Raw genomic sequence first — 12,168 nt, 5'->3', positions numbered from 1 at the left:
TTAAGCGATAATCATGTAACCGTTTAACCGACTACGACCATTATCAAGGAGCGAAAAATGGCTACGCACTTTGCACGAGGAACATTAACGGAAGGGCATCTCGTATCGGCCAGACTTTCTTCAGCCTGTCACAGTGAGGCGCTCAAACTACCTGAACACCGCAGGACGCGGTTTTTAGCTTCCAGAGCGCTCCTCGCAGAACTGCTTTTTATGCTCTACGGCACTAGCGAACTACCGGACATACTCACCCAGCCAGAAGGTCGCCCGGTTTTTGCGGACCCGGCACTCCCCCATTTTTCCATTGCGTACACCGGCAACATTGTTGGCGTCGCGCTGACGACTGAAGGTGATTGTGGCCTGGATATGGAGCTGCAACGCGTCACGCGTAGCTTCCATGGTGCTAACGCGCTCGATGAATACCCGCTCTCCAGCAATGAAAAGCTGTGGATACGTAACCAGAACGACCCTGTTGAAGCCAGAGCGCAGCTCATCACCCTTCGCCAGAGCATCCGCAAACTGAACGGCGCGGCGTCAGACGACGCCAGCCTGTTGCAGCTGCTCCCCGGCTCCGGACGCCTGCGCGCGACAAAAGCCTCGCTGGTAGAGGCGCTCAGCGACGCTGAGGACGTACTGATCTGGTCCGTTGCGGTGAGCCCCGCCATCGAACGGCTGAAAATCTGGGAATTTGACAGTATTCGCGGTTGGCGTAGTCTTCCGGATGTCCCTGAGCGCGCCAACGAGCCCGCCGCGCGCCTGATGCGATTAACCAGTTTACCGGCAGAAAAAGCATACACCCATAGCTGATCCGTCCAGGGTCATCATGATGAAACAGGAGTAATCATGTCTGATACGTTGAAAGTTGTTACGTTACTGGGAAGCCTGCGCAAAGGTTCTTTTAACGGGATGGTTGCCCGTACGCTGCCGCAGCTGGCGCCTGCGGGAATGGAGATCAGTGCCCTGCCGTCCATTGGCGACATCCCGCTTTATGATGCTGACGTTCAGCAGGAAGAAGGGTTCCCGCAAAGCGTGGAAGCGATAGCCGAGCAGATCCGTCAGGCTGACGGCGTGGTGATTGTGACGCCTGAGTATAACTACTCGGTGCCGGGTGGTCTGAAGAACGCCATTGACTGGCTGTCCCGTTTACCGGAGCAGCCGCTGTCTGGTAAACCTGTGCTGATCCAGACCAGCTCAATGGGCGCCATTGGCGGCGCGCGCTGCCAGTATCACCTGCGTCAGATCCTGGTGTTCCTGGATGCGATGGTGATGAACAAGCCGGAATTTATGGGCGGCGTGATTCAGAACAAGGTCGACCCGCAGACGGGTGAAGTGGTGGATCAGAGTACGCGTGACCATCTCTCTGGCCAGCTGACCGCGTTTGGGGATTATATTAAGCGGGTGAAGGCGTAAGCCCTCACCCTAACCCTCTCCCACAGGGAGAGGGAACTTTGCCCGTAGGCCAGGTAAGCGAAGCGCCACCTGACACCACCAGCATTTTAGTGTGAATCAATAAACACAATCTTCAGCACAAACAGCAGCGCAACAATAATCACGCACGGGCTGAGTTCGCGGAAGCGGCCGGTACCGATCTTCATCACGCAGTAAGAGATAAAGCCCAGCGCGATACCTTCGGTGATCGAGAAGCTGAACGGCATCATCACCGCGGTAATAAACGCCGGAACGGCTTCCGTCAAATCTTCCCACTTCACGCGCGCCAGGCTTGAGGTCATCAGCACGCCGACGTAAATCAGCGCGCCGGCTGCCGCGTATGGTGGCACCATCCCCGCCAGCGGAGAGAGGAAGATCACTAGCAGGAACAGCAGACCCACAACTACCGCCGTCAGGCCAGTACGACCGCCCACGGACACACCGGAAGAGGATTCAATGTAAGCGGTAACAGACGAGGTGCCGATGAAAGAGCCAGCGACGGACGAGATGCTATCCACATACAGCGCCTGCTTCATGCGCGGGAATTTGCCTTTTTCATCCGCCAGACCCGCTTTGTCGGTCACGCCAATTAGCGTACCGGAGGAGTCAAACAGGTTGACCAGCATGAAGGAGAAAATCACCCCGGCCAGACCCAGGTTCAGCGAGCCCGCCAGATCAACGTGGCCAATCACGGTAGAGACGCTTGGTGGCGCAGAGACGATACCGTTGTAATGTACGTCACCCAGCATCCAGCCCAGCAGCGTGGTCACAATGATAGAGACCAGCACCGCAGCATGGATGTTGCGCGACGCCAGGATCGCGATGATAAAGAAGCCCAGCACGCCCAGCAGCACGCTGTGAGAGGTCAGGTTACCAATGCTCACCAGCGTTTCCGGGTTCGCCACGATAACGCCAGCGTTTTTCAGCCCCATCATGCCGATAAACAGACCGATACCGCTGGTGATACCCACGCGCAGGCTCACGGGAATGTTCGCAATCATCCAGTAGCGCACGCGGAAGATGGTCAGCAGCAGCAGGCCGACCGCGCCCCAGAAAATAGCGCCCATCCCGACCTGCCACGGCAGGCCCATCGCCTGAACCACCACGAACGCAAAGAACGCATTCAGACCCATTGCCGGGGCCAGCGCCACGGGCAGATTAGCGAAAACGCCCATCAGGATGCTGCCAAGCGCCGCGATCAGACAGGTGGTCACGAAGACGGCGCTGGTGTCCATGCCAGCCACGCCCAGAATTTGCGGGTTAACGAAAACGATATAGACCATCGTCAGGAAGGTAGTAAAACCGGCGATCACTTCGGTGCGTGCCGTTGTGCCGTGCTCGCGCAGTTTGAACACGCGCTCAAGCAGCCCCTGACCAGACGTCTGGGTAGTGTGTTGTTGACTCATCATCAATTTCCGAACAAGGAGGGAAAATTCGTCGCTATCCTATACCAAAATGCGACAATAGTGGCGGTTACGGGATACTTTTTTCATTGATTTTGCTTATACGGCAACGATTGCGTCCCGGTGAACTGCCGTACGAAAACGTTAAACTTGTTAAAAGGGAAAGGCATGTCCGGAATTGAAGCGGTATTTTTCGACTGTGACGGTACGCTGGTCGACAGTGAGGTCATTTGTTCCCGCGCGTATGTCGCCATGTTCCAGGAATTTGGTATTACGCTCGATCTCGAAGAGGTGTTTAAACGCTTTAAGGGCGTGAAGCTGTACGAGATCATCGACATCATTAACGAAGAGCACGGGGTGGATCTGGCGAAAGCGGATCTGGAACCGGTGTACCGCGCCGAGGTCGCACGCCTCTTCGACGCCGAGCTGGAAGTTATCGCTGGCGCTAACACGCTGCTGGATGCGATGACGGTGCCGATCTGCGTGGTCTCTAACGGCCCGGTCAGCAAAATGCAGCACTCGCTCGGCAAGCTGAACATGTTGCACCACTTCCCGGAAAAACTGTTCAGTGGCTACGATATCCAGCGCTGGAAGCCGGATCCGGCATTGATGTTCCACGCGGCGAAGGCGATGAACGTCAACGTGGAGAACTGCATCCTGGTGGATGACTCGTCTGCGGGCGCGCAGTCGGGGATTGATGCGGGGATGGAGGTGTTTTACTTCTGCGCCGATCCGCACAACAAGCCGATCGATCATCCAAAAGTGACGACCTTTACCGATCTGGCGCAACTGCCAGCGTTGTGGAAGGCGCGCGGGTGGGATATTACTCGCTGAGTTTTCCCCTCACCCCGGCCCTCTCCCACAGGGAGAGGGAGAAAACCGAATGGTCCCCTCTCCCTGTGGGAGAGGGTTAGGGTGAGGGTAAAAATCACTCTTTCGGATCTTTGCCCGCCAGCAGCTTGTCCAGCTCGTCGCCGCCCACGTGTCGGAAATCCTGCCCCTTCACGAAGTAGAAGATGTATTCGCAAATGTTCTGGCAGCGGTCACCGATACGCTCGATTGAGCGCGCGCAGAACAGCGCGGTGAGTACGCTTGGAATGGTACGGGAATCTTCCATCATGTAGGTCATCAGCTGACGCACTATGCCTTCGTATTCCTGGTCAACTTTCTTGTCTTCACGGTAGATACGGACCGCTTCGTCCAGATCCATGCGCGCGAAAGCGTCCAGCACGTCGTGCAGCATCTGCACGGTGTGGCGACCGAGAGACTCCAGACTCACCAGCAGCGGCTGGTGCTGCTGGGAGAATTTCTCCAGCGCGGTGCGGCAGATTTTATCCGCCACGTCACCGATACGCTCCAGCTCGGCGATGGTTTTGATGATCGCCATCACCAGACGCAGGTCGCTCGCCGTCGGCTGACGCTTCGCAATGATGCGCACGCAGGCTTCGTCGATGGCGACTTCCATCATATTGACGTTGTGGTCGCCTTCAATAACGCGCTTCGCCAGCTCGCTGTCCTGGTTGTGCATCGCCGTGATCGCATCAGAAAGCTGCTGCTCGACCATGCCGCCCATGGTCATCACCTGGGTGCGAATGCTTTCCAGCTCTGCGTTAAACTGGCCGGAAATGTGTTTATTAAGATTGAGGTTGTCCATGGTTTCTCCACATGCACTAAGGCAAATCAACCGTAGCGGCCAGTAATATAATCTTCGGTTTGTTTCTTCGCCGGACGGGTGAACAGCGCATCCGTATCGCTGAACTCAATCAACTCGCCCAGGTACATAAACGCCGTGTGGTCAGAACAACGTGCAGCCTGCTGCATGTTGTGGGTCACGATCACCACGGTGTAATCCTGCTTCAGCTCGGTGATCAGCTCTTCGATACGCCCGGTTGAGATCGGGTCCAGGGCTGAGCACGGCTCATCCAGCAGCAAGACTTCCGGGCGAATGGCGATACCGCGCGCAATGCACAGACGCTGCTGCTGACCACCGGAGAGAGAGTACCCGCTCTGGTGAAGTTTATCTTTGGTTTCGTTCCATAATGCGGCCTTGGTCAATGCCCACTGCACGCGCTCGTCCATATCCGCACGGGAGAGCTTCTCAAACAGACGCACACCAAAGGCGATGTTGTCATAGATCGACATCGGGAACGGCGTGGGTTTCTGGAATACCATCCCCACTTTCGCACGCAGCAGGGCGATATCCTGGGTATTGGTCAGGATGTTGTCACCGTCCAGCAGAATTTCACCTTCTGCGCGCTGCTCCGGATAGAGCGAATACATTTTGTTAAAGGTGCGCAGCAGCGTGGATTTACCACAGCCGGACGGACCGATGAATGCCGTTACCTGGTTCTTCGCGATATCCAGATTGATATTCTTCAGGGCATGGAATTTGCCGTAGTAGAAGTTCAAATCACGAACCTGAATCTTACCCGGGGCAGTATCAACCATACTCATTGACTCATTTCCTCATTCGGCGCCGCGAGCTGCCGCGCCGTAAAAATTTAACCGTGTTTCTTCTTCGCGAAAATGACGCGCGCCAGAATGTTCAGCAACAGTACGCAAAGGGTGATGATCAGCACCCCGGCCCAGGCCAGCTGCTGCCATTCCGCGAATGGGCTCATCGCAAATTTAAAGATCGTCACCGGCAGGTTGGCGATCGGCTGCATCATGTCCGTGCTCCAGAACTGGTTGGAGAGGGCGGTAAACAGCAGCGGTGCGGTTTCACCGGCGATACGGGCGATAGCCAGCAGGATACCGGTCATGATCCCCGAGACGGATGCTTTCAGGGTGATCGCCGAAATCATTTTCCATTTCGGCGTGCCCAGCGCGTAAGCCGCTTCACGCAGGCTGTCCGGCACCAGTTTCAGCATGTTTTCAGTAGTACGAATAACGATAGGCACCTGCAACAGCGCCAGCGCAATCACACCCGCCCAGCCGGAGAAGTGTTCCATTTGCGCCACCACGATGGTGTAAACAAACAGACCCACGACAATCGACGGGGCAGAAAGCAGAATGTCGTTAATAAAGCGGATGACTTCAGCGATCCAGGACTTGCGCCCATACTCCGCCAGATAGATACCCGCCATAATGCCCAACGGTGTACCGAAAACGGTCGCCCACAGGATCAGCAGGCCGCTACCCGCCAGGGCGTTTGCCAGACCACCGCCCGCCGTGTTCGGCGGCGGCGTCATTTCCGTGAACAGCGCCAGGGACATTCCATCGATGCCGCGGGTGATGGTTGACATCAGGATCCAGATCAGCCAGAACAGGCCAAACGCCATCGTCGCCATGGAAAGCGTCAGCGCAATGCGGTTTTTAATCCGGCGCTTTGACTGCATTTTGCGACGGGATTCCGCAAGCTGAGCGGTATTTTGCATATCGAGAGTCGCCATTAGCGTGCCCCCTCGTTTTTAGCCAGACGCATAATCATCAGCTTGGAGATAGCCAGCACAATAAAGGTGATAACAAACAGGATCAGGCCCAGTTCCATCAGCGCCGCGACGTGCAGCCCGGATTCCGCTTCGGCAAATTCGTTCGCCAGCGCAGAAGTAATACTGTTCCCCGGCATATAGAGCGAAGCGCTATCGAGCTGGTAGGTGTTGCCGATGATAAAGGTGACCGCCATGGTTTCACCGAGCGCGCGACCTAAGCCCAGCATAATGCCGCCAATCACTCCATTTTTGGTGAACGGAAGGACGATGCGCCAGATAACCTCCCAGGTGGTGCAGCCGATGCCGTAGGCGGACTCTTTCATCATCACCGGGGTTTGTTCGAAGACATCGCGCATGACCGCCGCAATGTACGGAATAATCATGATGGCGAGGATCACACCCGCCGCCAGAATGCCGATACCGAATGCCGGGCCGGAGAACAGCGCCCCCACAAACGGAACGGCAGAAAGCACGTTACCGACCGGCTCCTGGAAGTACGTTGCAAACAGCGGAGCAAAAATAAACAGGCCCCACATGCCGTAAACGATACTTGGGATGGCCGCCAGCAGTTCAATGGCGATACCCAGCGGACGCCGCAGCCAGCCTGGCGCCAGTTCCGTCAGGAACAAGGCAATACCGAAGCTCACCGGAACCGCAATTAGCAGGGCGATAAAAGAGGTCACCAGCGTGCCGTAAATCGGCACCAGCGCACCGTAAATATCGTTCGGCGCATCCCACTCTTTGGTCCACAGGAAGGCGAAACCAAATTTTTGAATGCTCGGCCAGGAGGAGAAAATCAGGGACACGATAATGCCGCCCAGCAGCAATAGCACAATCAGCGCAGCCAGTTTCACCAGCGCGCTGAAAATCATGTCACCTTTTTTACCCGGAGGGTTAAATGCAGGCTTGGTTGCAGCCATAAATTACTCTTCTTTATGAGACGTCTTACGAATATGCCCGGTGGCGCTGACGCTTACCGGGCCTACAGAGTAAACCGTAGGGCGGGATCGCTGCGCGCCACCCGCCATCTTCGTTAAAAATATCCTGTTAGTACAGCGCTTTACCGCTGCTGTCTTTCACGTTGGTTTTCCATGCAGCACGAATCTGCTCAACCACGCTGTCTGGCAGGCTGGCGTAATCCAGGTCATTAGCCTGTTTGCCGCCGTTTTTGTATGCCCAGTCGAAGAACTTCAGCACTTCTGCGCCCTGCTCTGGTTTCTTCTGCTCTTTGTGAACCAGAATGAAGGTGGTAGAGGTGATTGGCCACGCGTCTTCACCTTTCTGGTTAGTCAGGTCCTGAGCGAAGGATTTGCTCCAGTCAGCGCCTTTGGCGGCGTTGGCGAAGTTCTCTTCGGTCGGGCTAACCGGTTTGCCGTCGGCAGAAACCAGTTTGGTGTAGGCCAGATTGTTCTGCTTAGCGTAGGCGTACTCTACGTAGCCGATAGAGCCAGGCAGACGCTGTACGAAGGCTGCGATACCGTCGTTGCCTTTACCGCCCAGACCGGTTGGCCAGTTAACGGTAGAGCCGGAACCGACTTTAGATTTCCACTCTTCGTTCACTTTCGCCAGGTAGCTGGTGAACACGAAAGAGGTACCAGAGCCGTCAGCACGACGAACCACCGCGATATTCTGCGAAGGCAGCTTAACGCCTGGGTTCAGCTTAGTGATGGCTTCGTCATCCCATTTTTTGATTTTGCCCAGGTAGATGTCACCCAGGGTTTTGCCGTCCAGCACCAGCTCGCCTGATTTCAGGCCAGGGATGTTAACAGCCAGCACAACGCCGCCAATCACGGTCGGGAACTGGAACAGGCCTTCCTGATTCAGTTTCTCATCAGACAGCGGAGCGTCGGATGCGCCGAAATCAACGGTATTCGCGGTAATTTGTTTTACGCCACCGGAGGAGCCGATACCCTGATAGTTGACCTTGTTACCGGTCTCTTTCTGGTAGGTATCCGCCCATTTGGCATACACCGGCGCAGGGAAGGTTGCACCAGCGCCAGTCAGGCTTGCTGCTGCGAAGGCAGAGAAAGCGCTCATCGATAAGGTCGCGGCGACAACAGTTGCGACAGTGGTACGCATAACTTTCATAATGTCTCCTGCAAGGATTTCGTAAATCATTGTTTAAGTGGCTACGATGAGCAAAATAGGACAAACAGGTGACAGATAAATGTACGAAATATGACAGTTTTATGACAATCAAGGCGTTGGATATAAGTCATTGAAAATGATAATTATATATTCAACCCCCTGCCATAAAATTGTCACAATAAGCATGTTTAGTCTGGTTCAAAAAGCGCAATATGACAACGGCTGTCATAAACAGCCGTTGACGAATCAGTTTTTAATTTCCATCGTAATGGTGGCAGTCGCGGTAAACGTTCCTGGCTCAGGCCTGGCTCCCGTCGCGCTCGCCGGCGCAGCAGAAAAATTAAACTCACCCGTCTCCACACCCAGTCGAGAACGGGTTCCCATGTCCGTTTCCATGCGTCCGCCGTTAACATCCACTTCTTGATTAAACTCGTCGTAGACCTTAATACCCACATCCTGGTTTGTTGTCTCAATCATGGTTGAAAACGCGCCTGCCTGGGTGGCATGGAGTGAAACTTCAACATCTTGCCCTGAGCTCATCCCAGTGCATCTTACCGACGCCTTGATGGGTATTTTCTTATCGGAAAGGCCAGTGCCCGCTACAGATGAAAATGAAGACGCAGAGATTTTACCAAAATCCACTTCAATGATTTGACCGCCGTTAACTTCACACTCCTGCGGCGCGGTAATATCCCCTTGAATAAAAACATCAGCCAGTTTATTGCCATAGTCGGTGGCTAATACACTAGAAGTATTAGCATACAGCGAAGCGAGTAACGTCAACGGAATAGTAACGGTGCCGATAAACGGTTCTTTGACATAAAAATAAATGGTTGCGTCGGAACCGCTTGTAAAGGTGGTCGTATTAAGGGAATTAACGCAGTTGTAATAACCACTGGGGTTGTTAGGCCGGTCCTCAAAGGGAACGTTGATATAACCGCGCCCCATGATCATGATCGACAATCCAACATCTAAATACTCATCTAATACATAGTATTGCACTTTATTTCGGCTGACGCTTTTCTGCAAGGCGGGGTTATCTTTGGCTGTAAAGTAAACATAGTTATAATCGCGATTACAGTGGCATACCCCTTCATACTGACCACCGTTATCTACTTGTTTGCTAATTGTCTGGCCAGCTTTATTCTGTGAGGCGCTGAGCGTAGTGCCGGAAAACGAAAGTATGCTGTGGTGTGTACCGCCTTTAGCTTCGCAATATGTATCCGCAGACCATGCGTGCTGGCACACTGTGCAGATGCACAGCACGATGATTAATTTAACGATATTCAATTTGATACTCCGTTATTAGCGCATGTTACCGGCAGTTGTAACAGCCCATTGTCCTTTGGCGCTTCGAGATGATACTCAACCTGGCAGATGGATTGACCAGTAATATTAAAACGGCCAACTAAGGGCATTCCTGAAAGATAAAGCTCGCCGTTATCCCCCACAATCCCGGTTACCGTTCCCGTATCCAGATCGGCCGTCGCCATTGCGCCAAACGGCGCAGGTTTGCCGTTAGCCATAATGACGCTGAATAAAACGCGATAGCCGATGCGAGTTTTAAACGCTGCTTTCACTACCGCGCCGCGGGTAGGTACAAGATTAACAACGGTATTATCCAGTTCGACGTTAGCACGTGAAAAATAGTTGCTGTTAATCGCTATACGGTTTTCTTCGTAAGGATTAAGCTGCGTTTTGACGGTGTATCCACGCCAGTCCGTCGCTACCCCGGTCGTGTTTTCAATCGACAGGCCGCCCGCTCCTGGCGCTTCCACTAGCGCCACCGTTTCACCCAACTCCTGGGAAAAGGTCACGCCGTCGCGGTGAATCAGAATACCGCCACGCGCCCCGTAGTTTATACGCTGCGAATCCTGGCTATAGGCGTAGCTGCCATTTACCGATCCGTAGGTGCCGTCGTAGTTCAGGCTGGCATTGCTGCTATGGGTATTATTCGATGTATTCGTCCAGGACTCCTGCACGCTATACGCCAGATTGTGGCCTTCCAACAGAGTGCCGCCGATCCCGGCCTGCATGCTACTGTCGTTATGATTATTCTGGGTCATGGAGTAGTTAACGTAACTCCCTTCCAACCAGCCAGAGAGCGGCAAAGAAACCGTGAACATAAAAATATGTTCGCTATCGGTGTAGTCGTCGCTGTGGCTGCCGCTGGAATAGCGGTTGATCGAGTCGGTATAATTCCATGTCAGGTTCCATGATATCTGCCGCCAGTTATTGCTGTAACCAAGCTGAAGCAGACGCTCGACCTCATCGGTGTGCCAGTACTGCTGACGGCTCAGCGTCAGGTAGAAATTTCCCCGATCGGGCCCCAACGATTGGGTCCAGGTACCTTCCAGGCGACTACGCCGGTTTCCCATGTTCCAGAAATCAGAAACATCATTCTGGCGAGATGCCCACTCGGTTAGTGAATAAAAGCCTTCTGTAGAGTACCGGTATCCTACGAGACGAAAATTGGTATCTGTATCATCAAATCGTTTGGAATAGAGGAAACGGTATGATTGCCCTTTTTCCTCGTCGCCATTGTCAAAAGACGAGCGAGCCTGGGTTATATCTAGCGACATCGCACCCAGCGCACCCATATCCTTCCCCATCCCTATAGCTGCGGAGGCATAATCTTGCGCAACCTGCGTTCCACCGTAGAGCGTTAATCCCCACGGCATCCCGTGTAATACCTGCGCCTGTAACACATCGGGTGTAAAGCCGCTCTCAGCGCGCATTTCACCGACGCTGACATCAACGTCGGTCTGTCCTTCGCGTTTCAGTATTGCCAGAGAAGCGTAAGGCTGTGTAAAACGCTGCTCGCTGCCGTCTTCCTCTTTGATTGTTACGTCCAGATCGCCGCCACCGCTGGTGGTATTCAGATCGGTGATTTCAAACGCGCCCTGCGGTACCGCCGACTGATAGATCACATAGTTATTCTGGCGGATCGTCACGGTCGCGTTGCTTTTTGCGATACCGCGCACTATCGGCGCAAAGCCATTCTGACTGGACGGTAGCATGTCGTCATCGGTATAGAGTCTGACGCCGCGGATCTGCGTACTGTCAAAGATGTCGCTTGCGGTCCAGGTATCGCCAACCATGATCTGGCTGCGTAGCGCGGCGATATCTCGCTGCACATAGCTGCTGATGGAGTGGTACTCAGCGCTGCCTGCTGTCGAATCCACTGTGCTGTAGTTGCGAAGCCGCCAGGACCCGAGATTAAGACCATTGCGCAAATTCAGGTAGTAGCTGTCATCCTCCTCAGAATCATAATTTGATCGAAGAGTATGCGAACCGGAAAAGTCATAGTTGGTCATCAAGGCGTTAATGCCTTCATCCCATCGCGAGGGACTAATATAATCATACGCCGCTGAATCAAGATAAATTTGTGGAATGGAGATGTTCAACACCAGCTTGTTGCCGTCGAATAGCCAGCGTGATCCCTCCACCAACGGAGCGGGGTTGACGCAGGCGGTGCTATCCACTCCACGCAGCGTTTTCAACGCCTCAACCTTTACGCCGTAAGATATAAGGACATCATTGATAGCGACGTAGCAAGGATGGAGTTCGTCCTCGGGAGCATCCTGCACAAACGTCACTTCCTTACGTTCAAAAAATTTGCCGTTAATGAATACATCAACTTTATAGCTGCCAGGGGGAAGCGCGTTGGAACGGTTAAATTGACGAATATCGACATCGACCGGATGATCGATTTCCAGAAGTTTCGGGTTAAACAGGCTGTCCTGTGCTAATGACTGAACAGGAATGCTCAGACATAACCCCGATATCATGGCAATGCAGTGACGTAAGCCAATCATTAA

At 53.8% G+C, this 12,168-nt stretch carries 11 protein-coding genes; 3 read left to right on the top strand and 8 right to left on the bottom strand.

What is annotated here, in order from left to right; genetic code table 11:
• Nucleotides 1-57 precede the first annotated feature (57 nt).
• Both DD597_RS19445 and DD597_RS19440 read left to right on the top strand, forming a co-directional pair.
• On the top strand, nucleotides 58-804 hold the full coding sequence (locus DD597_RS19445) for a 4'-phosphopantetheinyl transferase superfamily protein (RefSeq protein ID WP_003861145.1): 747 nt from the start codon (nucleotides 58-60) through the stop codon (nucleotides 802-804).
• A 36-nt stretch (nucleotides 805-840) separates the two neighbouring features.
• Nucleotides 841-1,407: an NADPH-dependent FMN reductase gene (locus DD597_RS19440; RefSeq protein ID WP_003861147.1), complete on the top strand. Its 567-nt coding sequence runs from the start codon at nucleotides 841-843 to the stop codon at nucleotides 1,405-1,407.
• Nucleotides 1,408-1,493: 86 nt separating this feature from the next.
• Here DD597_RS19440 and adeP read toward each other — a convergent pair whose 3' ends face one another.
• A complete protein-coding gene (adeP, locus tag DD597_RS19435; protein WP_003861149.1) occupies nucleotides 1,494-2,831 on the bottom strand; it encodes an adenine permease AdeP in 1,338 nt (445 codons plus the stop codon).
• 165 nt (nucleotides 2,832-2,996) lie between these two features.
• On the opposite strand from adeP, the gene yieH reads away from it, so the two are divergent.
• Nucleotides 2,997-3,662, top strand: a complete 666-nt coding sequence (gene yieH, locus DD597_RS19430) for a 6-phosphogluconate phosphatase (RefSeq protein WP_003861151.1) — start codon at nucleotides 2,997-2,999, stop codon at nucleotides 3,660-3,662.
• Nucleotides 3,663-3,756: 94 nt separating this feature from the next.
• On the opposite strand, the gene phoU is transcribed toward yieH, so the two are convergent.
• The 7 genes from phoU to DD597_RS19395 all read right to left on the bottom strand — a co-directional run bounded on the left by phoU (nucleotide 3,757) and on the right by DD597_RS19395 (nucleotide 12,165).
• The gene (phoU, locus tag DD597_RS19425) at nucleotides 3,757-4,482 is read right to left on the bottom strand and encodes a phosphate signaling complex protein PhoU (RefSeq protein ID WP_003861153.1); all 726 of its coding nucleotides are present in this window, start codon (nucleotides 4,480-4,482) and stop codon (nucleotides 3,757-3,759) included.
• A gap of 26 nt (nucleotides 4,483-4,508) precedes the next feature.
• Nucleotides 4,509-5,282 carry a phosphate ABC transporter ATP-binding protein PstB gene (pstB, locus tag DD597_RS19420; protein ID WP_003861154.1) on the bottom strand — a complete coding sequence of 258 codons (774 nt, stop codon included), beginning with the start codon at nucleotides 5,280-5,282 and terminating at the stop codon, nucleotides 4,509-4,511.
• Nucleotides 5,283-5,329: 47 nt separating this feature from the next.
• Entirely contained in the window at nucleotides 5,330-6,220 is an 891-nt protein-coding gene (gene pstA / locus DD597_RS19415) for a phosphate ABC transporter permease PstA (RefSeq protein WP_003861156.1), read from the bottom strand.
• Entirely contained in the window at nucleotides 6,220-7,179 is a 960-nt protein-coding gene (pstC, locus tag DD597_RS19410; protein WP_003861158.1) for a phosphate ABC transporter permease PstC, read from the bottom strand. Before pstC ends, pstA begins: the two co-directional genes overlap by 1 nt.
• Nucleotides 7,180-7,306: 127 nt before the next feature.
• Complete coding sequence (gene pstS / locus DD597_RS19405; protein ID WP_022652104.1) at nucleotides 7,307-8,347, bottom strand: phosphate ABC transporter substrate-binding protein PstS; 1,041 nt, start codon at nucleotides 8,345-8,347, stop codon at nucleotides 7,307-7,309.
• 246 nt (nucleotides 8,348-8,593) lie between these two features.
• Nucleotides 8,594-9,637 (bottom strand): fimbrial protein, encoded by a 1,044-nt coding sequence (locus DD597_RS19400; RefSeq protein ID WP_129256516.1) that lies wholly within the window; start codon nucleotides 9,635-9,637, stop codon nucleotides 8,594-8,596.
• On the bottom strand, nucleotides 9,634-12,165 hold the full coding sequence (locus DD597_RS19395; protein WP_050870966.1) for a fimbria/pilus outer membrane usher protein: 2,532 nt from the start codon (nucleotides 12,163-12,165) through the stop codon (nucleotides 9,634-9,636). Before DD597_RS19395 ends, DD597_RS19400 begins: the two co-directional genes overlap by 4 nt.
• Nucleotides 12,166-12,168: the final 3 nt, after the last annotated feature.

This window comes from Enterobacter cloacae complex sp. 677-3DZ2D5B (genome assembly GCF_004136695.1).
In the GTDB taxonomy this organism is placed as follows: domain Bacteria; phylum Pseudomonadota; class Gammaproteobacteria; order Enterobacterales; family Enterobacteriaceae; genus Enterobacter; species Enterobacter hormaechei_C.
Note: the sequence above shows the minus strand (reverse complement) of the source record. Positions and strands in the feature narration are given on the sequence as shown.

Coding starts and splice junctions, on each gene's coding strand:
- pstS (WP_022652104.1), bottom strand. CDS start 8,347: ATGAAAGTTATGCGTACCACTGTCGCAACTGTTGTCGCCGCGACCTTA.
- DD597_RS19395 (WP_050870966.1), bottom strand. CDS start 12,165: ATGATTGGCTTACGTCACTGCATTGCCATGATATCGGGGTTATGTCTG.
- pstA (WP_003861156.1), bottom strand. CDS start 6,220: ATGGCGACTCTCGATATGCAAAATACCGCTCAGCTTGCGGAATCCCGT.
- phoU (WP_003861153.1), bottom strand. CDS start 4,482: ATGGACAACCTCAATCTTAATAAACACATTTCCGGCCAGTTTAACGCA.
- pstB (WP_003861154.1), bottom strand. CDS start 5,282: ATGAGTATGGTTGATACTGCCCCGGGTAAGATTCAGGTTCGTGATTTG.
- adeP (WP_003861149.1), bottom strand. CDS start 2,831: ATGAGTCAACAACACACTACCCAGACGTCTGGTCAGGGGCTGCTTGAG.
- yieH (WP_003861151.1), top strand. CDS start 2,997: ATGTCCGGAATTGAAGCGGTATTTTTCGACTGTGACGGTACGCTGGTC.
- pstC (WP_003861158.1), bottom strand. CDS start 7,179: ATGGCTGCAACCAAGCCTGCATTTAACCCTCCGGGTAAAAAAGGTGAC.
- DD597_RS19445 (WP_003861145.1), top strand. CDS start 58: ATGGCTACGCACTTTGCACGAGGAACATTAACGGAAGGGCATCTCGTA.
- DD597_RS19440 (WP_003861147.1), top strand. CDS start 841: ATGTCTGATACGTTGAAAGTTGTTACGTTACTGGGAAGCCTGCGCAAA.